The following is a 22,582-nucleotide window of genomic DNA, read 5'->3' on the forward strand; positions in this document are numbered from 1 at the left end:
ACGTCCCACGCACGGCCTGGACCAAGACGGTCTGCAGCAATGCCACCCGGCACTGAAATGTTCCTTGCTTTATTTGCGTGCATTGCACAAAGTCCAAGCAATCAAGAGGGGCGGACAATCCGCGCAAACCGGAAAAACCGGGCAAGGGCAAGTATGTCAATCAAAGCAAGCATCTATCATCTGACGCATTATAAATATGACAGTCCGATTCGCCTCGGACCGCAGATCATCAGATTGAAGCCTGCGCCGCATTCTCGTACCCACGTCATCAGCCACTCGCTCAAGGTCTCCCCCGCCAATCACTTCGTCAATTTACAACAGGACCCTTACGGCAATTTTCTGGCGCGTTACGTCTTTCCTGATCCGGTAACGGAATTCCGCATCGAGGTCGATCTTGTCGCGGATATGACGGTCTATAATCCCTTCGACTTTTTCGTGGAGGAAAGCGCCACCTACTGGCCTTTTGAATATCCCGAAACGTTGAAGGCCGACCTGTCGATCTACCAGACACCAGAGCCGACGGGCCCGCTTCTGGAAAACTACCTGAAAACCCTCGACTGGACGGCGGGCCAACCCACCGTGGATATGGTCGTCGGTCTCAATGCCCGGCTGCAAAGCGAAATCGGCTATGTCATCCGCATGGAAACCGGTGTGCAGACGCCCGAGGAAACGCTGGGAACCGCCAAGGGCTCGTGCCGCGACACGAGCTGGCTGCTGGTGCAAATCCTGCGCCATCTCGGCTTTGCCGCCCGCTTCGTGTCTGGTTATCTCATTCAATTGACACCGGATTTGAAGGCGCTGGACGGCCCCTCGGGAACCGAGGTGGACTTCACCGATCTTCACGCCTGGGCGGAAGTCTATCTTCCCGGCGCGGGTTGGGTCGGGCTTGACCCGACCTCGGGCCTGCTGACCGGCGAAAGCCATGTGCCGCTGGCCGCAACCCCGCATTTCAGCAATGCCGCCCCCATTTCCGGCGGCTATTATGGCCAGGCCAACACCGAATTCGCCTTCGATATGAAGGTCACCCGCGTGGCCGAACATCCGCGCATCACCAAGCCCTTTTCGGACGAAAGCTGGGACCGCCTGAACGCCTTGGGCGAAGAGGTTGACAAGGTTCTGGCGCAACAGGATGTGCGCCTCACCATGGGCGGCGAGCCTACCTTTGTTTCGATCGATGATTTCGAATCGGGCGAATGGAACACAGACGCGGTTGGACCGACCAAGCGGGAAAAGGCCGATGTGCTGATCCGCAAGCTGCGCGAGCGCTTCGCCCCCAACGGCTTCCTGCATTACGGTCAGGGCAAGTGGTACCCCGGCGAAAGCCTGCCTCGCTGGACGTTTTCGCTCTATTGGCGCAAGGACGGCCAGTCCGTCTGGCACAATCCCGATCTGGTCGCCCGCGAAGGTGCCGATACCGGTGTCACCTCGGAAGATGCCGAAAAGCTTCTGACCAACATCGCCGCCAATATCGGCATCGCCCCGGAACTGGTGCTGCCGGCTTACGAAGACCCGGCGGAATGGCTGATCAAGGAAGGCAACCTGCCTGACAATGTCGATCCATCCAATTCCAAGCTGAAGGACCCGGAAGAGCGCAACCGCATCGCCCGCGTGTTCGAGCGCGGCCTGACGACGCCGACTGGCTACATTCTGCCTGTGCAGGCTTGGAATGCTAAGGCGACATCCGAAAAGCGCTGGATGAGTGAGAAGTGGAAGACCCGGCGCGGCCGCATCTTCCTCGTTCCCGGTGATAGCCCGGTTGGCTACCGCATTCCGCTCGGCACCCTACCCCACGTGCCGCCATCGAAATTCCCCTATATCCATCCGGCCGATCCATCGGTGACCCGTGGCCCTCTGCCGGATGCCGTGGCACCCACCGAACGCGTTCTGCCGGAAGCTTCGTTTCAGGCCTCGGAAGGGGCAACGCAGGAGCGCATCGAGCAATCGATCAGCGATATCAACGGCGAAGTCCGCACCGCTTTGTCGGTGGAAGCGCGCGATGGACGTCTGTGCGTCTTCATGCCGCCGGTGGAAGAGATCGAGGACTATCTCGATCTCGTCGCCGCCGCTGAAAAAGCCGCGACCGATCTTGGCCTTCCCGTCCACATTGAGGGCTATACCCCGCCGCATGACGAGCGCATGAACGTCATCCGCGTCGCGCCCGATCCCGGTGTTATCGAAGTCAACATCCACCCGGCGGCCAGCTGGAAGGATTGCGTCGACATCACCACTGCCGTGTATGAAGACGCACGTCAGACACGGCTGGGTGCGGATAAATTCATGATCGACGGTCGCCACACCGGCACCGGCGGCGGCAACCATGTGGTGGTGGGCGGTGCCAACCCCAATGACAGCCCGTTCCTGCGCCGTCCCGACCTGTTGAAGAGCCTCGTGCTGCACTGGCAGCGTCACCCCTCGCTGTCCTATCTCTTCTCCGGCCTGTTCATCGGCCCGACAAGCCAGGCACCGCGCATCGATGAAGCCCGTCATGACAGCATGTACGAGCTGGAAATCGCCATGGCGCAGGTGCCTATGCCGGGCAACGGCGAAGCACCGCCGCTGCCATGGCTGGTCGACCGCCTGTTCCGCAATCTGCTGACGGATGTCACCGGCAACACCCACCGCTCCGAGATTTGCATCGACAAGCTGTTCTCCCCGGATGGCCCGACGGGTCGCTTGGGCCTAGTGGAATTCCGTGGCTTCGAAATGCCGCCGAATGCCCGCATGTCGCTGGCCCAGCAATTGCTGGTGCGTGCCATCATCGCCCGCTTCTGGAAGAACCCTGTCGGCGGAAAATTCGTGCGCTGGGGAACGGCGCTGGCCGACCGTTTCATGCTGCCGCATTACATCTGGGCGGATTTCCTCGATGTTCTCGCAGACCTGAAGGAAAACGGCTTCGACGTGAAACCGGAATGGTTTGCCGCCCAGCTGGAGTTTCGCTTCCCCTTCTTCGGCGAAGTCGAATATGAAGGCTCGAAGCTCGAACTGCGTCAGGCGCTGGAGCCATGGCATGTCATGGGCGAACAGGGTGCCATCGGCGGCACCGTGCGGTATGTGGACAGCTCCGTGGAGCGTTTGCAGGTGCGGCTGGAAACCTCCAACCCGTCGCGTTACACGGTGGCCTGCAACGGTCGCGCCGTGCCACTGAAGCAGACGGAAAACTCGGGCGTCTCGGTCGCTGGTGTGCGCTTCAAGGCATGGCAGCCCTCGCAGGGTCTTCACCCGGCCTTGCCGGTCAACACACCGCTAACCTTCGATATATATGATACATGGTCGAACAGATCGATCGGTGGCTGCATCTATCATGTTGCCCATCCGGGCGGACGCACCTATGAGACGTTCCCCATCAACGGAAACGAAGCGGAAGCCAGAAGGCTTGCCCGTTTCGAGCCCTGGGGGCACACTGCCGGCCAATATACGTTGTGGCCGGAAGCTGCGTCGCCGGAATTCCCGCTGACGCTTGATTTGAGACGCCCGCAGGGAGTGTGACTTGGCAAAGGCACCGGCAATGGAACGGACAAATGATAAACCCGGCATGGCCTCCATGCTGGATTATCGTTCCATGCCCGGAATTGCTGATGAAATGCTGGATATCAATGGTCGCATCCGCCCCGTCTGGCAGCCTTTCGTCAACGCGCTTTCCCGCATGGAAGAGCGCGAATTGCATGAGCGCTTTGCCCGCACCGACCGTTACCTGCGCGACGCCGGCGTGTTTTACCGCGATTACAGCGCGCAGGGAAACACCGAGCGCAACTGGCCGATTTCCCATATTCCCGTCCTGATCGACGACAAGGAATGGGAAGCGGTCTCCCACGGGCTCATTCAGCGCGCCAATCTGCTGGAGAGCATCGTTGCGGATTTTTACGGTGAAAACCGGCTGGTCCAACAGGGTTACGTGCCGCCGTCGCTGCTTGCCTCCAACCCGGAATATCTGCGTCCGCTCGTGGGCGTGAAACCGGCGGATGGCCACTATCTGCATTTCTGTTCGTTCGAAATAGGACGCGGGCCTGATGGTCACTGGTGGGTGCTGGCAGACCGCACGCAGGCACCATCGGGCGCGGGCTTTGCGCTGGAAAACCGCGTCGCCACCACCCGCGCCTTTTCCGATATCTACGCCGAATCCCATGTCCACCGCCTCGCCTCCTTCTTCGGCGCGTTTCGCGATACGCTGCAATCTCACCGCCAGCACCCGGATGACCGCATCGCGGTTCTAACGCCCGGCCCCGCCAGCGAAACCTATTTCGAACACGCCTATATCGCCCGCTATCTCGGCTTCATGCTGCTGGAAGGTGAAGACCTCACCGTCGTCAACAACCGCGTCATGGTCCGCACCGTGGCCGGTTTAAAGCCTATCGGCGTGTTGTGGCGGCGCCTCGATGCCTCCTATACCGACCCGCTGGAGCTGGACCAGAACTCCCATATCGGCACGCCCGGCATGGTGCAGGCGCTGCGCTCCGGCTCGCTCAGCATGGTCAATGCGCTGGGGTCCGGCATTCTCGAAACCCGTGCGCTGCTCGCCTTCATGCCCGCCATCTGCCGCCATCTGCTGGGCGAAGATTTGGCAATGCCGTCCATCGCCACATGGTGGTGCGGCCAGCCGTCCGAGCGCGAACATGTTGCGCGCAATATCGAACGCATGGTCATCGGCCCGGCCTATTCGCGCCTGCCCTTCTTCGATGATAACGGCCAGTCGGTTCTCGGTTCTTCGCTGCGCGAAACGGCCAAGGATTCTATCGGTGACTGGCTGGCAAGCGACGGCCACAAGCTCGTCGGCCAGGAAGTCGTCACGCTGTCCACAACCCCCGCTTTTGTCGATGGCAAACTGGTGCCCCGCCCTATGAGCTTGCGCGTCTTCGCGGCCCGTACGCAGGATGGCTGGCAGGTCATGCCCGGTGGCTTTGCCCGCATCGGCCGCAGCAACGATACCGCGGCCATCGCCATGCAGGCAGGCGGCAGTGCTGCCGATGTCTGGATCGTCTCCGACAAGCCGGTGGAACGCACCACGCTTTTGCCAGCGGAAGAAAACTTCATCCGCAACATGCCCGGCAGCCTGCCGAGCCGCGCCGCCGATAATCTCTTCTGGCTGGGCCGTTATATCGAGCGCGCAGAAGGGGCGTTACGCATCCTGCGCGCATGGCACGCTCGCTATGCTGAATCCGCCGATCCGAAGCAGCCGCTTCTGGCCCACGTCACCGAATACCTCGAAACCGTGGATATTGACGTAGAGGAAGCCGTTCCCGCAAGCCTCATCGCCAATCTCAACAGCGCCATTTATTCCGCCAGCAATATCAGAGACCGTTTCTCACCCGATGGCTGGCTGGCGCTGAACGATCTGGCCAAAACCGCCCGCCGCTTCCAGAGCAAGGTGGCCGCGGGTGATGACGCCACCCACGCCATGACGGTTCTCTTGCGCAAGCTGGCGGGCTTTGCCGGTTTGGTGCATGAAAACATGTACCGCTTCACCGGCTGGCGGTTCCTGTCCATCGGTCGTTATCTGGAACGCGGCCTGCATCTCACCCGTCTTCTGGGCCATATGAGCGGGCCGGATGCGCCTGACGGTTCCCATGACATGCTGCTCGAAATCGGCGACAGCGTCATGACCCATCGCCGCCGCTACAACGTCAACACGGCAGCACTGACGGTAATGGACCTGCTTGGCCTCGATCCGCTCAACCCGCGCTCCATTCTGTTCCAACTCAACGAAATCCGCACCGAGGTGGAGCAGCTGCCCAATGCTTTCGTCAACGGGCAGATGTCGCCCTTCTACCGCGAGGTCATGCGCGTCCATTCCGGCCTTGCCGTGATGACGCCAGAAAACCTGTCGCCCGCCGTCTTCCGGCAATTGGAGCAGGATCTCGAACATCTCTCGGACCTTCTCGCCCAGACATATCTCGGATAAGCCATGCTCTACGATCTGACGCTGCACATGGGCTATATCTACGATACGCTGGCATCCGGCGCGCGCCACATCATCCGCATCATGCCGCTGTCCATCCCCGGTCGGCAAAGGCTGATCGCAGGCACGCTCAGCGTTTCCCCCTCCCCGGATGAGCGCACCGTCTTCAATGATTTTTTCCAGCAAAGCGCTACGTCCGTTTTCCTGCGCGCCTCCCACGACAAGCTGGATATCCGCATGCAGGCTCGCGTGTCCGTGGAGAGCCCGTCTCTGACGGCAGATTTCTCGCCGCAACTTGCGAGACTGCCCGCCGAACTGGCCAGCGTCTGGTCGCTCGATCCACAGTCACCGCATCATCTGGCAGGCATCAGCCCGCGCATCGGTGAGAACGCAGCCATTGCGGCCTACGCCCGCGAAACGATCCAGCCCGGCATGACCATCCGCGAAATCGCGATGGCGCTGTGCAAGCGCATCTACAAGGACTTCAAATATGATGGCGAAGCGACCACGGTAGACACCACACCGGCGGAAGCCTTCAAGCTAAAACGCGGCGTTTGCCAGGATTTCTCGCATATCATGATTTCGGCACTGCGCAGCCTCGGCATTCCTGCCGGTTACGTCAGCGGCTTCCTGCGCACCATACCGCCAGCGGGCAAGGAACGGCTGGAAGGTGCAGACGCCATGCATGCCTGGGTGCGCGTCTGGTGTGGAGAGGCGACGGGTTACATCGAACTCGACCCGACCAATGACATCGTCGCTGGCAGCGACCACATCGTAGTCGGCTACGGTCGAGATTACGCCGATATCGCCCCCGTTATCGGCGTGCTGAAAAGCTACGGCAACCAGCAGACCACGCAGGCCGTCGACGTCATTCCCGTCAAGCATTGAAGCTGCACCAAAATGGAACGAAACCCGTGTCGCAACGGCACAGAGCCTCGTTTCACGACAAAAACCTGTCCCGTTTCCAGCACTCGATAAATTTACTCACGTTACGTTAGGAAAATCTACATCGCCTGTAGGTAGTGGTGATTCCATACGATAATCGAACGGGCGGACATGATGTTCAATGGGGCCGGAATGACGAAACGGGTGCGCGCACTGCTGACAGACAGACAGGGCAATTTTGCCATGATGACGGCGCTGACGCTGCCTTTGCTGATGGGTTTTGCGGGCGCTGGTCTTGAACTGACCAAGGCCCTGCAGGTCAAATCCGATCTCCAGAACGCAGCCGATTCGGGCACGCTTGCTGCCGCCACCAAGTTTCGTGAGACCGAGGGCAAGTTGAGCGACGACCAGCTCAAGGCAGAAGTGAAACAATTCCTCGGTGCGACGGATTTCGCAAAGGAACTGAAGCCTGCCGACAAGCAAGAGCTGGACGAGAACATCAACTCGGTCGCTTCCCGGTTCAAGACATCCAAGGGCGATGGCTTCCGCATCGCCACCACCGTCAGCTACAAAATGCCGCTGAACCCGCTGCTGAGCTTCATCGGCGCCAAAACGCTGACACTCAGCGCCACCAGCACGTCCGAAAGCAGCTTCAACAACGGCTCGCCGCTATCGATGTATCTTGTCCTGGACCGCTCCGGCTCAATGTCCTTCAAGACCGATACGATCGACAAAAGCAAAAGCTCCTGTCAGAATTTCACGGTGGAGAACTGGACCTCGAAACCCTCGACGGTTAAAGCCTCGAGCCCGTGTTACGTGGCAAAGAGCACCTCGCTAAAAACCGCCGTCAACTATCTGGTGGCGACCCTCAACACATCCGATATCACCTACAAGGCGAGCGGATCACCTGAATCGACCTTTGTCCGCACCGGCGCAATCGCCTATAACGACAAAAGCTTTGCCGGGCAGGATATCGACTGGGGAACGCAAAAGGCCAATGCCTATGTGCAAGCCATCCCGCTCGTCCCGGAAGGCGGAACCAATGCGGACGCCGCGCTCATTACCGCCTTCAACGCACTGAAAAGTACCAACACCAAAGAAAGTGACGAGCACAAGAAGAAAGGCAATCTTTCGTTCAAGCGATACATTGTTTTGATGACGGATGGTGAAATGACCGGATCGAGCAACAGCTGGAACGCGGCGGTGGATGCTTCAGTGCGCGCCACCTGCGCCAAAGCGAAGGCCGACGATATCGACATCTTCACCGTCGCCTTCATGGCGCCGCCCAAGGGCAAATCGCTTCTCCAGGCCTGCGCCACCAGCGCGGACAACTATTACGCGCCGGAAAATATGGAAGAAATCGTTGCTGCCTTTGGTGATATCGCCCGAAAAGCCTCTGGAAATGTCAGCCGCCTGACCAACTGAAATCCTTAACGCCTATTTGATAGACCACGGAAACCACATCGGTTTTCGTGGTTTTTTGTTATTTTCACATCATGTCCATAACCCTGTCATATCTCTCTAAGTCATTCACGTTTCCGACAAAACGGCTGTTGCCACGGCCCGATATCGGTGCATAAATCACTGGTATAACTGGCATGCCGGATCGACAGAATCAGACACTCTCCTCCCAACAAGGTGCTGACCGACCAATGATCAATAAACTCGTCACCAACGATCTTCCTCGTCCCGCCCCGCGTAGTTCGGAACCAGAAGTTCTCGCTTCCGAAATCATCGAGCGACTGACCTACCGCATCGGCAAGGACGTCAAGGTTGCCAAGCCGCACGACTGGCTGACCGCCACCATTCTGGTCATCAGAGACCGCGTCATCGACAAGTGGATGGAATCTACCCGCAAAGCCTATCAGCACGACAGCAAGCGCGTTTATTATCTGTCGCTGGAATTCCTCATCGGTCGCCTGATGCGCGATGCCATCTCCAACCTTGGCCTGATGGGCGAAATCAAGGATGCGCTGACATCGCTGGGTGTCGAGTTCGACGTCATTGCCGGTCTGGAGCCGGATGCCGCCCTTGGTAATGGCGGCCTTGGCCGTCTCGCTGCCTGTTTCATGGAATCCATGGCGACCGTCGATATCCCGGCCTATGGCTACGGCATCCGTTACGTGCACGGCCTGTTCCGCCAGCAGATGGCCGACGGCTGGCAGGTGGAACTGCCCGAGACATGGCTTGCACACGGCAACCCCTGGGAATTCGAGCGTCGTGAAAGCTCCTACGAAATCGGTTACGGCGGTTCCGTCGAGACCGTCGGCGGCTATGAAGAGCCGCAGCGCTTCGTCTGGAAGCCTGCCGAGCGCGTCATCGCCACCGCCTTCGACACGCCGGTCGTCGGCTGGCGCGGCACCCGCGTCAACACGCTGCGCCTCTGGTCTGCCCAGCCGATCGACCCGATTCTGCTTGACGCCTTCAATGCGGGCGACCACATCGGTGCTCTCAGAGAAAGCAACAAGGCCGAGGCCCTGACCCGCGTTCTCTACCCTGCGGATGCCAATCCTGCCGGTCAGGAGCTGCGTCTGCGCCAGGAATATTTCTTCTCGTCGGCCTCGCTTCAGGACATTCTGCGCCGCCACTTGCAGCAATATCCCGACCTGACCAATCTGCCGGAAAAGGTCTCCATCCAGCTCAACGACACGCATCCGGCCATTTCCATCGCCGAATTGATGCGCCTTCTGTGCGATATTCACGGCATGGAATTCGAAGAGGCCTGGACACTGACGCGCGGCACCTTCTCCTACACCAACCACACGCTTCTGCCCGAAGCGCTGGAAAGCTGGCCAGTGCCGCTGCTGGAACGCCTGCTGCCACGTCACATGCAGATCATCTACGCGATCAATGCCAACACCCTTCTGGTTGCCCGCAAGGAACAGACGATGAGCGACCAGCAGGTCCGCTCCATTTCGCTGATCGAAGAAGGCGGAGAACGCCGGGTGCGCATGGGCAACCTCGCCTTCATCGGCTCGCATTCCATCAACGGCGTGTCGGCGCTTCACACAGAGCTCATGAAGGTCACGGTGTTTTCCGACCTGCACAAGCTCTACCCGGACCGCATCAACAACAAGACCAACGGCATCACCCCACGCCGCTGGCTTATGCAGTGCAATCCGGGCCTGACGGACCTCATCCGCCAGTCCATCGGCGACGAATTCCTTGACGATGCCGAAAAGCTCGCAGCACTCGACCGTTTTGCCGAAGACAAGGGCTTTCGCGAAAAGTTTGCCGAAATCAAGCGGCAGAACAAGGCGCGCCTTGCCAATGTCGTGGCACAGCGCATGGGCATCCGCCTCGATCCATCCGCTATGTTCGATATTCAGATCAAGCGCATCCACGAATATAAGCGCCAGCTTCTGAACCTCGTCGAAGCCGTTGCTCTTTATGATCAAATCCGCTCACGCCCGGAACTGGATTGGGTGCCACGCGTTAAGTTCTTCGCTGGCAAAGCAGCACCGAGTTATCACAACGCCAAGCTGATCATAAAGCTCGCCAATGATATCGCGCGTGTCATCAATAACGATCCGGCGGTGCGGGGTCTTCTGAAAGTGGTTTTCATTCCAAATTATAACGTGTCCCTTGCCGAAATCATGGTTCCGGCTGCTGACCTGTCAGAGCAGATTTCGACGGCTGGCATGGAAGCATCCGGCACCGGCAACATGAAATTCGGTCTGAACGGCGCGCTGACCATCGGCACGCTCGACGGTGCCAATGTCGAAATGCTTGAGCATGTCGGCAAGGACAATATCGTCATTTTCGGCAAGACCGCAGAAGAGGTTTCGCAGGCACGCTCGGAAGGTCACGATCCGCGCGCCATCATCGAAAATTCCGCTGAACTGTCGCAGGCGCTGTCATCCATCGCCTCTGGCGTCTTCTCGCCTGATGACCGGTCCCGTTTTTCGGAACTGATGGACGGCATCTATAACAATGACTGGTTCATGGTCGCCGCCGATTTCGACGCTTACGCCCAGGCACAGCGTGATGTCGACGCAATCTGGAGCGATCCTTCGAGCTGGTACGAAAAAACCGTACGCAATACGGCACGCATGGGCTGGTTCTCGTCCGACCGGACGATCCGGCAATATGCAACCGAAATCTGGAGGGCCTGATGAAGAAACCGCTCAACACTGCCGACGACAAAAAGACTGGCGCCATCAACCCGGCGGAAATCGAGGCAATCAAGAGCGGTTTGCATTCCAACCCCTTTGCCGTGCTCGGCGTTCACCAGACGCCGGACGGCTTCGTGGCCCGTTGCTTCATTCCCGGTGCGGAAGAAGTAACGGTCATGACCCTTGATGGCACGGTCGCCGGGGAGCTGACGCGGACCGATGCGGATGGCTTCTTCGAAGGACCGATCGAGATTTCGAAGCGCCAGCCTGTTCGCTACAGAGCCCTGCGTGACGATGCAGAATGGGCGGTGACCGATCCCTATAGTTTCGGTCCCGTTCTCGGCCCCATGGACGACTACCTCGTGCGGGAAGGCTCGCATCTTCGCCTGTTCGACAAGATGGGCGCGCACCCATTGAAGCTGGAAGGCGTCGAAGGTTTTCACTTTGCCGTCTGGGCACCGAATGCGCGGCGCGTGTCGGTCGTCGGTGACTTCAACAATTGGGACGGTCGCCGCCATGTCATGCGCTTCCGCAAGGACACCGGCATCTGGGAAATCTTTGCGCCGGACGTTTATGCCGGTTGCAGCTACAAATTCGAAATCATCGGCCCGCATGGCGAGTTGCTGCCGCTGAAAGCCGACCCCTATGCCCGCCGCGCCGAACTGCGCCCGAAGAATGCTTCGGTCACCACACCGGAACTTGTTCAGGAGTGGAGCGATGAGGCACACCGCAAGCACTGGGCCAGCATAGACCAGCGCCGCCAGCCGATCAGCATCTACGAAGTGCATGCCTCATCGTGGCAGTACAACGACAATGGCGAGTTTCTGACATGGGACGAACTGGCCGCACGGCTCATCCCCTACTGCGCCGACATGGGCTTTACCCATATCGAATTCATGCCTGTAACCGAGCACCCCTATGATCCGTCCTGGGGCTATCAGACCACCGGCCTCTATGCCCCGACCGCGCGTTTCGGCGAGCCCGAAGGCTTTGCCCGCTTCGTCAATGGCGCGCACAAGGTTGGTATCGGCGTCATTCTGGACTGGGTGCCCGCCCACTTCCCGGTCGATGAGCACGGTCTGAAATGGTTCGATGGGTCGGCCCTTTACGAACATGCCGATCCACGTCAGGGTTTCCACCCGGACTGGAATACCGCGATCTACAATTTCGGTCGCGTCGAGGTCATGTCTTACCTCATCAACAACGCACTCTACTGGGCCGAGAAATTCCATCTCGATGGCCTGCGCGTCGATGCCGTAGCGTCCATGCTCTATCTCGATTATTCCCGCAAGGAAGGCGAGTGGGTGCCCAATGAATATGGCGGTCGTGAGAACCTGGAATCCGTGCGTTTCCTCCAGCAGATGAACACGCTGATCTACGGCAACCATCCCGGCGTTATGACCATCGCCGAAGAATCCACCTCGTGGCCGAAGGTATCGCAGCCGGTTCATGAGGGCGGTCTCGGTTTCGGCTTTAAGTGGAACATGGGCTTCATGCATGACACGCTGAGCTATTTCCAGCGCGAGCCTGTGCACCGCAAGTTCCACCATCAGGAACTCAGCTTCGGCCTGCTCTATGCCTTCTCAGAAAATTTCGTGCTGCCGATTTCCCATGACGAAGTGGTGCACGGCAAGGGCTCGATGATTGCCAAGATGCCGGGAGATGACTGGCAGAAATTCGCCAACCTTCGCGCCTATTACGCCTTCATGTGGGGTTATCCCGGCAAGAAGCTGCTGTTCATGGGCCAGGAATTCGCACAGTGGAGCGAATGGAGCGAGAAGTCGTCGCTCGACTGGAACCTGCTGCAATATCATATGCATGAGGGCATGCGCCGCCTCGTGCGCGATCTCAACTTCATGTACCGCTCGAAAGCCGCGCTGCATGCGCGCGATTGTGAACCGGAGGGCTTCCAGTGGCTTTCGGCGGATGACCATGAAAACTCCGTTTTTGCATGGCTTCGCTTGGCACCCGGTGAAAAACCGGTGGCGGTCATCAGCAACCTGACGCCTGTCTATCGCGAGAATTTCTACGTGCCGCTGCCCACCGCCGGCCGCTGGCGCGAGGTTCTCAACACCGATGCCGAGATTTACGGCGGCACCGGCAAAGGCAATGGCGGACGCGTGCAGGCCGTCGATGCAGGCGGCACGATCGGAGCGACGCTGACATTGCCGCCGCTTGCCGTCATCATGCTGGAACTGGAAGCTTGACCCTGCGGGGCCGCAAGGCCCGGTGCGGAGACATGAAAGAAAATACGGGAATTTTATGGGAGGAATGCAATGAGTGAAAAAAGAATTCAGCCACTGGCACGTGATGCAATGGCCTATGTGCTGGCCGGTGGCCGTGGCAGCCGCCTGAAGGAACTCACCGACCGTCGCGCAAAGCCTGCCGTCTATTTCGGCGGCAAGGCGCGCATCATCGATTTCGCCCTGTCGAATGCACTCAATTCCGGTATTCGCCGCATTGGCGTTGCCACCCAGTACAAGGCCCACTCGCTGATCCGCCACCTCCAGCGCGGCTGGGACTTCTTCCGTCCCGAACGTAACGAAAGTTTCGATATTCTGCCCGCCTCCCAGCGCGTATCCGAAACGCAGTGGTATGAAGGCACCGCCGACGCGGTCTTCCAGAACATCGACATCATCGAGTCCCACGGCCCGGAATATATGGTCATTCTGGCGGGCGACCACATTTACAAGATGGACTATGAATACATGCTGCAACAGCATGTGGACTCAGGTGCCGATGTCACCATCGGCTGCCTTGAAGTGCCGCGCATGGAAGCCGTCGGTTTTGGCGTCATGCACGTCAACGAGAAGGATGAAATCATCGATTTCATCGAAAAGCCCGCCGATCCGCCAGGCATTCCCGGCAATCCGGATTTCGCCCTGGCGTCCATGGGCATCTACGTGTTCCACACGAAATTCCTGATGGAATGCCTGCGTCGCGATGCTGCCGACCCGAATTCCAGCCGCGATTTCGGCAAGGATATCATTCCCCATATCGTGCAGCATGGTAAGGCCGTGGCTCACCGTTTCGCATCGTCCTGCGTACGTTCCGATTTTGAAAATGGTCCTTACTGGCGCGATGTCGGTACCATCGATGCATACTGGCAGGCCAATATTGACCTCACCGATATCGTTCCCGACCTCGACATCTACGACAAGTCCTGGCCGATCTGGACCTATGCGGAAATCCTGCCGCCTGCCAAATTCGTGCATGACGATGAAAACCGCCGGGGTTCGGCGACCTCGTCTGTCGTCGCGGGTGACTGCATCATCTCCGGCTCGTCGCTCAATCGCAGCCTGTTGTTCACCGGTGTCCGGGCCAATTCCTACTCACGCCTTGAGAATGCCGTTGTGCTGCCGAGTGTGAAAATCGGACGCCACGCGCAGCTCAGCAACGTGGTGATCGACCATGGCGTCGTCATTCCAGAAGGGCTCGTCGTTGGAGAGGACCATGACCTGGACGCAAAGCGCTTCCGCCGGACAGATAGCGGCATTTGCCTCATCACCCAATCGATGATCGACAAGCTGGATTTGTAGACCCCATGAATGTTCTGTCGGTTGCATCCGAAGTCTATCCACTCATCAAGACCGGGGGGCTCGCCGATGTCGCTGGCGCGCTTCCCATCGCGCTCAAGGCCTATGGCGTTACCACCCGCACGCTGGTTCCCGGCTATCCCGCCGTCAAGGCGGCGGTATCGGATGCGGTCAAGATCGCCGAATTCACCGACCTCTTGGGCGAAAGCGCCGATTTGTTGGAAGCGCATCATGAGGGGCTGGACCTCCTGATCCTCGATGCACCCGCTTACTTCGACCGCCCGGCTGGCCCCTACCTCGATTCCACCGGCAAGGATTTCGAGGATAACTGGAAGCGCTTTGCAGCCCTGTCTCTGGCCGCAGCCCAAATTGCGCAGGGCAAGCTGGCGGATTGGCAACCGGACCTACTGCACGCCCACGACTGGCAGGCGGCTATGGCGCCGGTCTACATGCGCTATGCAGAAACGCCGGAAATTCCCAGCGTTCTCACCATCCACAACATCGCGTTTCAGGGTCAGTTCGGCGCAAATATCTTTAGCCAGTTGGGCCTGCCCGCCCATGCCTTCAACACGGAAAGCATCGAATACTACAACGATATCAGCTTCCTCAAAGGCGGCGTGCAGACATCAACGGCCATCAGCACGGTCAGCCCATCCTATGCAGAGGAAATTCTGACGCCGGAATTCGGCATGGGGCTGGATGGCGTTATCAGAAGCCGCGCCCATGTCATGCATGGCATCGTCAATGGTATCGACGCAGAGGTCTGGAACCCCGCAACCGACCACCTCATCAACGACAATTATTCCGCCGCCAACCTCAAGCTGCGGGCGCGCAACAAGGTTTCGGTCGCCAATCATTTCCGCATCGATCAGGGGGACGGCCCGCTGTTTTGCGTGGTCTCGCGCCTGACATGGCAAAAGGGTATCGATCTCGTCACCGAGGTCGTGGATGACATCGTCGCCATGGGCGGACGTCTGGTCGTGTTGGGTGCTGGCGAGATTGCGCTGGAAGGTGCTCTTCTGGCCGCAGCCTCGCGCCATCCGGGCCGCGTCGGCGTAGCCATCGGCTACAACGAACCGCTGTCTCACCTCATGCAGGCGGGCTGCGATGCCATCATCATCCCCTCGCGCTTCGAACCTTGCGGCCTGACCCAGCTTTATGCGCTGCGCTACGGCTGTATTCCTGTGGTTGCGCGAAACGGCGGGCTGAACGATACGGTTATCGATGCCAACCACGCAGCCGTTGCCGCGAAGGTGGCAACCGGCGTGCAATTCACCTCGATCACGCCGGAAGGCTTGCGCCAGGCTATCAGGCGCACGGTGCGCTATTATCACGATCAGAAACTGTGGACGCAGATGCAGAAGCAGGGCATGAAATCGGATGTTTCCTGGGAAAAAAGCGCTGGCCTTTACGCCGCGCTCTACGCCCAACTTATTTCGAAAGGCCAGTAAATGACCATCAAGACCGTTCAGACCACAGCATTTCAGGACCAGAAGCCCGGCACATCGGGCCTGCGCAAGAAAGTGCCGGTCTTCGCGCAGGAAAACTACGCGGAAAACTTCATCCAGTCGATCTTCGACAGCCTTGAAGGCTTTGCGGGCCAAGCGCTGGTGATCGGCGGCGACGGTCGTTATTACAATCGCGAAGTCATCCAGAAGGCTATCAAAATGGCCGCAGCCGCCGGTTTCGGCAAGGTGCTGGTCGGTCAGGGCGGGATTCTATCAACGCCTGCGGCGTCCAACATCATCCGCAAATACAAGGCCTTCGGCGGCATCGTGCTTTCAGCCAGCCATAACCCCGGCGGCCCCAACGAAGATTTCGGTATCAAGTACAACATCGGCAATGGCGGCCCAGCCCCGGAAAAAATCACCGACGCCATCTTTGACCGCACGAAGAACATCCAGACCTACAAGATTGCCGAGGCCGCCGATATCGATCTCGACACCATCGGCAGTTCCGATGTGGCTGGTATGACAGTCGAAGTCATCGATCCCGTGACCGATTACGCCACACTGATGGAAGAGCTGTTCGATTTCGGCGCTATCCGCAACCTGATTGCAGGCGGCTTCAAGGTGGTGGTTGACTCGATGAGCGCCGTCACTGGCCCTTATGCCGTTGAAATCATTGAAAAGCGCCTCGGCGCGCCGTCGGGTTCCGTTTGGAATTCCGTTCCCTTGCCAGACTTCGGTGGCCACCACCCGGACCCGAACCTCGTCCACGCCAAGGACATGTATGACGACGTGATGAGCGCCGACGGCCCGGATTTCGGCGCAGCATCCGATGGTGACGGCGACCGCAACATGGTGGTCGGCAAGGGCATGTTCGTCACCCCGTCCGACAGCCTTGCCATCATCGCCGCCAATGCGACACTGGCACCCGGCTATGCCTCCGGCATTGCAGGCATCGCCCGCTCCATGCCGACAAGTGCTGCCGCAGACCGCGTGGCCGAAAAACTCGGCATCGGCATGTATGAGACACCGACCGGTTGGAAGTTCTTCGGCAATCTTCTGGACGCGGGCAAGGTCACCGTCTGCGGCGAAGAAAGCTTCGGCACCGGCTCCAACCACGTCCGCGAAAAGGACGGCCTCTGGGCCGTTCTGTTCTGGCTGAACATCGTCGCCGTCCGCAAGGAAAGCGTCAAGGATATCGTCACCAAGCACTGGGCCGAATATGGCCGCAACTACTATTCACGCCACGACTACGAAGAGGTCGACAGCGACGCCGCCAACACGCTCGTCTCCATCCTGCGCGAAAAACTCGCCACCCTGCCCGGCACCACCTACGGCGCGCTGAAGGTCAAATCCGCCGACGACTTCGCCTATAACGACCCGGTCGACCAGTCCGTCAGCAAGAACCAGGGCATCCGCATCCTCTTCGAAGGCGGCTCCCGCATCGTCATCCGCCTGTCGGGCACCGGCACATCGGGTGCCACACTGCGCCTGTATGTCGAGCGTTACGAAGCCGATGCGTCGCGCCACAATATCGAAACGCAGGCTGCTCTGGCCGATTTGATCTCGGTGGCAGATGCGATTGCGGGGATCAAGAAACATACGGGACGTGATGCTCCGACGGTTATTACGTGACGGTTCGCTGGGGCAGCGGGTGGGGTTTACCCCCCTCTGCCCTGCCGGGCATCTCCCCCACAGGTGGGGAGATCGACTCGCAGCAACCTTTCGGTCATCTGAACTGTCGAGATTGAAGTAAAGTCAGCGCGCCCAGCCAATCTCCCTCCTTGTGGGGGAGATGCCCGGCAGGGCAGAGGGGGGTAAACCCCACCCACAAACCCAAAAAACGGAAACCCATGCCAAACCCCACCGCTTTCCGCCTCGGCGCAACACTGACGGAAACCGGCACGGCATTCTCCGTCTACTCCCGCCACGCCTCCCAAATCGACCTCTGCATCTTCGACCCGACCGGCGCCACCGAAACCGCCCGCCTGACGATGCAGCGCGGCGACAACGACATCCACCGCATCACCACCAACGCCCCAGTCGGCACCCGCTACAACTTCCGCGCCAACGGCATCTACGCCCCCGACCACGGCCTCTGGTTCGATCCCTCGAAACTGCTGCTCGACCCCTACGCGACTGAAATCGACCGAACATTCACCCACGATCCAAGTCTCTACACGTTCGGCGAAGACACCGCCGCCGCAATGCCGAAGGCGATCGTGCGACATCACGCGCCAGCCCTGAAGCAACCGCCGCAGTTCACCCCCGGTGGCCTGATCTACGAAGTCGCCGTCACGCCCTTCACCATGCTTCACCCGGATGTTCCCGAAGCCATCCGGGGCACCGTTTCCGCACTCGCCCACCCCGCCATCATCGCCCATCTGAAACACATCGGCGTCGATGCCATCGAACTGATGCCCATCACCGCCTGGATCGATGAGCGTCACCTGCCGCCACTCGGTCTCACCAATGGCTGGGGCTACAACCCCGTCGGCTTCATGGCTCTCGACCCGCGCCTTTGCCCCGGTGGCGTGGACGAGTTGCGCGATACGGTAGCCACCCTGCATGAAAACGGCATCGGCACTATTCTCGATCTGGTCTTCAACCACACCGGCGAAAGCGACCGTTTCGGCGCGACGCTATCGCTGCGCGGGCTCGACAATCTCAACTATTACCGCCACGCCAAAGACAACCCCGGCACGCTGGTCAACGATACCGGCACCGGCAACACCGTTGCCTGCGACCATCCGCATGTGCGCCGCCTCATCCTTGATACGTTGCGCCATTTTGTGGCCCATGCGGGCGTGGATGGCTTTCGCTTCGACCTAGCCCCAATCATGGGACGCACAAACGAAGGCTTCGATATGGCATCGCAGACGCTCCATGCTATGCACACCGATCCAATCCTGCACGATCGCATCATGATTGCCGAGCCTTGGGACATCGGTCCCGGCGGTTACCAGCTCGGCAATTTTCCCGAAAACTTCCTCGAATGGAACGACCGCGCCCGTGATGATTTACGCCGCTACTGGCGCGGCGATGCGGGCACAACAGGCGCGCTGGCCGATGCGCTGGCAGGCTCATCCGGCATTTTTTCGCGCCATAACCGCACCCGTACCCGCAGCATCAATTTCCTCGCCGCCCATGACGGCTTTACCCTCTTTGATCTCGTTTCCCACGCCCATAAGCACAATGATGCCAATGGCGAAGACAACCGGGATGGTCACAACGAAAATCACTCCTGGAACAACGGTGTCGAGGGCCTCACGGACGACCCGACGATCAACGCGGCGCGCATTGCCGATGTCAAATCCCTGCTGTCGACGCTATTCGTCACCCGTGGCACCATCATGCTGACGGCAGGCGATGAGGGCGGGCGCAGCCAACGCGGCAACAACAACGCCTATTGTCAGGATAACGCCATCACCTGGGTGGACTGGGCAAACCTCTCGCCCGAAATCATCGACCACACGGCCTATCTCTCCGCGCTTCGCAGGCGCTTCGATGTTTTCTCGCAAGATGCGTTTTTCTCGTCCAACACCGATGATGTGCGCTGGCTCTCGGCCACCGGCGTGCCGATGTCTGTGGCGGACTGGGAAAACCCCCAAGGCGTACCACTGGCCATGGTGTTGAAAACCCATGACAATCATCATGACATTCCTGCCGAACTTGCCATTCTCTTCAACCGCAGCCGCGATGTCGTGCCTTTCACCCTGCCGGGAGACTGGAAGCCATTGGGCACGGATTTCGGCAATCCGGCCTATCTGCCCGCCCGCTCCGTCGTATTTTACATCCGGTGAGTTGCTGCGATGCAAAAACAAGATTGTTCTTTAGCCTTGCCCCTGTAAACTCCACCCTGCTGCTTTCGTAACATTTGTCGCGAGGAACCATGCCCAAGGAAATCTCTCTATCCGAGGTAAAAGACCTTGTCGGTTCCGAAGTTGGAATATCCGACTGGATCACGGTCGATCAGGCGATGATCGACGCCTTCGCCAAGGCAACGTTGGATGATCAGTTCATCCACACCGATCCCGAGCGCGCCTCCGCCGAAAGCCCGTTCGGCGGCACCATTGCCCACGGCTTTCTAACGCTGTCCCTGCTCTCTGCCATGAACTACAGCGCCCTGCCGAAAATCCGAGAGCAGACCATGGGCATCAATTACGGCTTCGACAAACTCCACTTCGTCGCCCCCGTCAAAAGCGGTGCCCGGATCCGCGGCCACTTCACCCTTGCCGAAGCCCGCTTTCGCGGCGGCGCCATGCTGATGAACACCTATGACGTGACAGTGGAAATCGAGGACGAAAAGAAGCCAGCCCTGACGGCGAGGTGGACCACCATCAGCCAGTTTAATCCGGAAGACCGACCGGACGAGGATTAGGACCAGTATCCTAACGTCATCATCATTCCTGTTGAACTGCGCGTTCTCTTATCGGACAAACATCGCCAGCAAACATTGCGCGCAATGTTTTCTCTAAACCATGGGAACATGTTCTTCCAATCTGCGTTGAATTCCACACGCATTGAGGGGGAATTTCAATGGCAGAATCAGTAACAAAACCCGACAACTCAGCTGAGCCGACAACCGAACTCAAACGCGTGATCGGGCCGGGATTGCTGCTCCTGTTCATCGTGGGTGATATTCTCGGCACCGGCATCTACGCGCTGACCGGCCAGGTGGCCGCAGAAGTCGGTGGCGTCGTCTGGCTACCCTTCCTCATCGCGTTCGGCGTCGCTCTTCTTACCGCCTGCTCCTATCTGGAACTCGTCACAAAATACCCCAAGGCCGCCGGTGCAGCGCTTTATACGCACAAGGCTTTCGGCGTGCATTTCATCACCTTCCTCGTCGCCTTCACCGTCATGTCGTCGGGAGTCACCTCTGCCTCCACCGCCTCACGCGCTTTTGCCGCCAACTTCACCACCGTCACCGGGTTGGATTTCGGAGCCTTCGGCGTCACGGGTGTCGCCATCGCCTTCATCGCAGCCATCGCGCTTATCAATTTCCGAGGCGTGGGCGAAAGCGTGAAGATGAATGTGGTGCTGACCGTGGTTGAACTCACCGGCCTGCTCATCATCATCGGCATAGGTTTCTGGGCCATCGGCAATGGTCAGGGCGATGTATCGCGCGTCTGGACCTTCGAGCCGGCAGGCGAACACGGTGTCATCTGGTCCGTCGTCGCGGCCACCACGCTTGCCTTCTTCGCCATGGTCGGCTTTGAGGATTCGGTCAACATGGCCGAGGAATGCAAGCAGCCAGCCCGCATCTTCCCGAAGGTGCTGCTGGGCGGCCTCGCGATCACCGGCGTCATCTATGTTCTCGTCGCCATCTCCGCCATCACGCTGGTTCCGGCAGCTGATCTTGGCGAAGGCGAAACCCCGCTGCTAAAGGTGGTTGCCGCAGGCGCACCCAACTTCCCAATCGGTATCTTCGGCGTTATCACCATGTTCGCCGTCGCCAATTCCGCCCTTATCAACATGATGATGGCCAGCCGCCTGATCTACGGCATGAGCCGCGAGGGCGTGCTGCCCCCCGCACTCGGCAAGGTCCACAAAGGCCGCCAGACCCCGTATATCGCCATCATCTTCACCTCGATCATCGCCATCGGCCTCATTGCCTTTGCAGGCGGCGTGCCAGCACTCGGCGGCACCACAGCCCTGCTGCTGCTCGGCGTCTTCACCATCGTCAATGTCGCGGTGCTGGTGCTTCGCAAGGACGAAGTCGCCCACAAACACTTCCGCACCCCCACCATCCTACCCATCATCGGCGCCATCAGCTGCTTCTTCCTCGTCGGTCCGTGGACAGGGCGTGATATGGTGCAATATTCGATTGCCGGTGTCCTGCTGTTTATCGGCGTGTTGCTGTGGCTGGCGACTGTTGGATTTATGCGGATGCAGGAGAAGGCGGCTTATGGTGAGGACTCATTCAAGTCCACGCTATGATTGCTGATACGAGAGCAATTGCAGAGAGATAGTTTGCGGCGAGCCTGTCGTATCTTGTTGCGATGCGTCGCCAGTTTTTGAGCCTGCAGAACAGGCGTTCAATGACATTTCTGCGCCTATAAGCTTTGCGGTCGAGTGGATATGGTTTTTTCCGTGTCGCCGATGATGGGATGACGGCCTTGATCTTATGACCTTTGAGCCATCCGCGCAGGCTATCGGCATCATAGGCCTTGTCGGCGAGAAGGCGTCTGGTCGGGCGCACGGCTTCCAGCAAAGGAATGGCCATCCTGATGTCTGCGATGTTTCCTGGTGTCAGAGCAAACGCGACCGGTCTGCCGCAATGATCGGCCAGACAATGGATTTTGCTTGTTCTTCCTCCGCGTGACGTGCCAATCGCTTGCGCCCACGCCCCCCTTTTGAGCTTTGAGCGGAACGATGCGCCTTGATGTGCGTGCTGTCGATGGACAATTCTTCAGGGACGGGGCCGGTTGCAGCCATCTTTTCAAAGATGCGTTGCCAGATGCGCCGTCGTGCCCAACGGTGATAGCGATTGTAGATGGTTTTGGCAGGCCCGTATTCCGGCGGAACGTCACGCCACCGGCAGCCAATTTTCAGCACATGAAGAATACCGGAAATCACACGTCGGTCATCGACACGGCGAGCACCGGGCTGATTCTTCGGCAGGTACGGCTCAATCGCAGCCCAGGCCTCATCAGAAAGCCAGAAAAGATCGCTCATCATGAACATCCTTGCTTTGAAACTCAA

13 protein-coding genes are annotated in these 22,582 nt (G+C 59.1%); 12 read left to right on the top strand and 1 reads right to left on the bottom strand.

All coding sequences use genetic code 11. From position 1 onward, the window contains the following. Window positions 1-153 precede the first annotated feature (153 nt). The 12 genes from HRR99_RS12315 (at window position 154) to HRR99_RS12370 (ending at window position 21,817) form a co-directional block, all read left to right on the top strand. On the top strand, window positions 154-3,486 hold the full coding sequence (locus HRR99_RS12315; protein WP_233121921.1) for a transglutaminase family protein: 3,333 nt from the start codon (window positions 154-156) through the stop codon (window positions 3,484-3,486). A 1-nt stretch (window position 3,487) separates the two neighbouring features. Then, complete coding sequence (locus HRR99_RS12320; RefSeq protein WP_422387269.1) at window positions 3,488-5,896, top strand: circularly permuted type 2 ATP-grasp protein; 2,409 nt, start codon at window positions 3,488-3,490, stop codon at window positions 5,894-5,896. A 3-nt stretch (window positions 5,897-5,899) separates the two neighbouring features. After that, entirely contained in the window at window positions 5,900-6,781 is an 882-nt protein-coding gene (locus HRR99_RS12325; protein WP_233121923.1) for a transglutaminase family protein, read from the top strand. A 189-nt stretch (window positions 6,782-6,970) separates the two neighbouring features. Then, a complete protein-coding gene (locus HRR99_RS12330) occupies window positions 6,971-8,203 on the top strand; it encodes a vWA domain-containing protein (protein WP_233121924.1) in 1,233 nt (410 codons plus the stop codon). A gap of 227 nt (window positions 8,204-8,430) precedes the next feature. Further along, window positions 8,431-10,893 carry a glycogen/starch/alpha-glucan phosphorylase gene (locus HRR99_RS12335; RefSeq protein ID WP_233121925.1) on the top strand — a complete coding sequence of 821 codons (2,463 nt, stop codon included), beginning with the start codon at window positions 8,431-8,433 and terminating at the stop codon, window positions 10,891-10,893. Then, window positions 10,893-13,100 (top strand): 1,4-alpha-glucan branching protein GlgB, encoded by a 2,208-nt coding sequence (gene glgB / locus HRR99_RS12340; protein ID WP_233121926.1) that lies wholly within the window; start codon window positions 10,893-10,895, stop codon window positions 13,098-13,100. Before HRR99_RS12335 ends, glgB begins: the two co-directional genes overlap by 1 nt. A 69-nt stretch (window positions 13,101-13,169) precedes the next feature. Further along, window positions 13,170-14,432 carry a glucose-1-phosphate adenylyltransferase gene (glgC, locus tag HRR99_RS12345; RefSeq protein ID WP_111837550.1) on the top strand — a complete coding sequence of 421 codons (1,263 nt, stop codon included), beginning with the start codon at window positions 13,170-13,172 and terminating at the stop codon, window positions 14,430-14,432. A 5-nt stretch (window positions 14,433-14,437) separates the two neighbouring features. Further along, window positions 14,438-15,880 carry a glycogen synthase GlgA gene (gene glgA / locus HRR99_RS12350; protein WP_233121927.1) on the top strand — a complete coding sequence of 481 codons (1,443 nt, stop codon included), beginning with the start codon at window positions 14,438-14,440 and terminating at the stop codon, window positions 15,878-15,880. Then, a complete protein-coding gene (locus HRR99_RS12355; RefSeq protein ID WP_233121928.1) occupies window positions 15,881-17,512 on the top strand; it encodes an alpha-D-glucose phosphate-specific phosphoglucomutase in 1,632 nt (543 codons plus the stop codon). 218 nt (window positions 17,513-17,730) lie between these two features. Continuing rightward, entirely contained in the window at window positions 17,731-19,680 is a 1,950-nt protein-coding gene (gene glgX, locus HRR99_RS12360; RefSeq protein WP_233121929.1) for a glycogen debranching protein GlgX, read from the top strand. Window positions 19,681-19,769: 89 nt separating this feature from the next. After that, the gene (locus tag HRR99_RS12365; RefSeq protein WP_233121930.1) at window positions 19,770-20,258 is read left to right on the top strand and encodes a MaoC family dehydratase; all 489 of its coding nucleotides are present in this window, start codon (window positions 19,770-19,772) and stop codon (window positions 20,256-20,258) included. Between the two features lie 158 nt (window positions 20,259-20,416). Beyond that, window positions 20,417-21,817, top strand: a complete 1,401-nt coding sequence (locus HRR99_RS12370; RefSeq protein ID WP_233121931.1) for an APC family permease — start codon at window positions 20,417-20,419, stop codon at window positions 21,815-21,817. Here HRR99_RS12370 and HRR99_RS12375 read toward each other — a convergent pair. Beyond that, window positions 21,801-22,555, bottom strand: a protein-coding gene (locus HRR99_RS12375) for an IS5 family transposase (RefSeq protein WP_233121932.1) whose coding sequence is annotated in 2 segments (ribosomal slippage) — window positions 21,801-22,225 and window positions 22,225-22,555 — 756 coding nt in all. Because the reading frame shifts where the segments join, the coding sequence is not laid out codon by codon here. The two genes, HRR99_RS12370 and HRR99_RS12375, sit on opposite strands and share 17 nt — an antisense overlap. Window positions 22,556-22,582 lie beyond the last annotated feature (27 nt).

This window comes from Agrobacterium vaccinii (assembly GCF_021310995.1).
Taxonomy (GTDB): domain Bacteria; phylum Pseudomonadota; class Alphaproteobacteria; order Rhizobiales; family Rhizobiaceae; genus Agrobacterium; species Agrobacterium vaccinii.

What these genes read in the sequence shown, in the direction of transcription:
- HRR99_RS12370 (WP_233121931.1), top strand. Translation starts at nt 20,417, where the DNA reads ATGGCAGAATCAGTAACAAAACCCGACAACTCAGCTGAGCCGACAACC.
- glgC (WP_111837550.1), top strand. Translation starts at nt 13,170, where the DNA reads ATGAGTGAAAAAAGAATTCAGCCACTGGCACGTGATGCAATGGCCTAT.
- HRR99_RS12355 (WP_233121928.1), top strand. Translation starts at nt 15,881, where the DNA reads ATGACCATCAAGACCGTTCAGACCACAGCATTTCAGGACCAGAAGCCC.
- HRR99_RS12315 (WP_233121921.1), top strand. Translation starts at nt 154, where the DNA reads ATGTCAATCAAAGCAAGCATCTATCATCTGACGCATTATAAATATGAC.
- HRR99_RS12325 (WP_233121923.1), top strand. Translation starts at nt 5,900, where the DNA reads ATGCTCTACGATCTGACGCTGCACATGGGCTATATCTACGATACGCTG.
- glgA (WP_233121927.1), top strand. Translation starts at nt 14,438, where the DNA reads ATGAATGTTCTGTCGGTTGCATCCGAAGTCTATCCACTCATCAAGACC.
- HRR99_RS12335 (WP_233121925.1), top strand. Translation starts at nt 8,431, where the DNA reads ATGATCAATAAACTCGTCACCAACGATCTTCCTCGTCCCGCCCCGCGT.
- HRR99_RS12365 (WP_233121930.1), top strand. Translation starts at nt 19,770, where the DNA reads ATGCCCAAGGAAATCTCTCTATCCGAGGTAAAAGACCTTGTCGGTTCC.
- HRR99_RS12330 (WP_233121924.1), top strand. Translation starts at nt 6,971, where the DNA reads ATGACGAAACGGGTGCGCGCACTGCTGACAGACAGACAGGGCAATTTT.
- glgB (WP_233121926.1), top strand. Translation starts at nt 10,893, where the DNA reads ATGAAGAAACCGCTCAACACTGCCGACGACAAAAAGACTGGCGCCATC.
- glgX (WP_233121929.1), top strand. Translation starts at nt 17,731, where the DNA reads ATGCCAAACCCCACCGCTTTCCGCCTCGGCGCAACACTGACGGAAACC.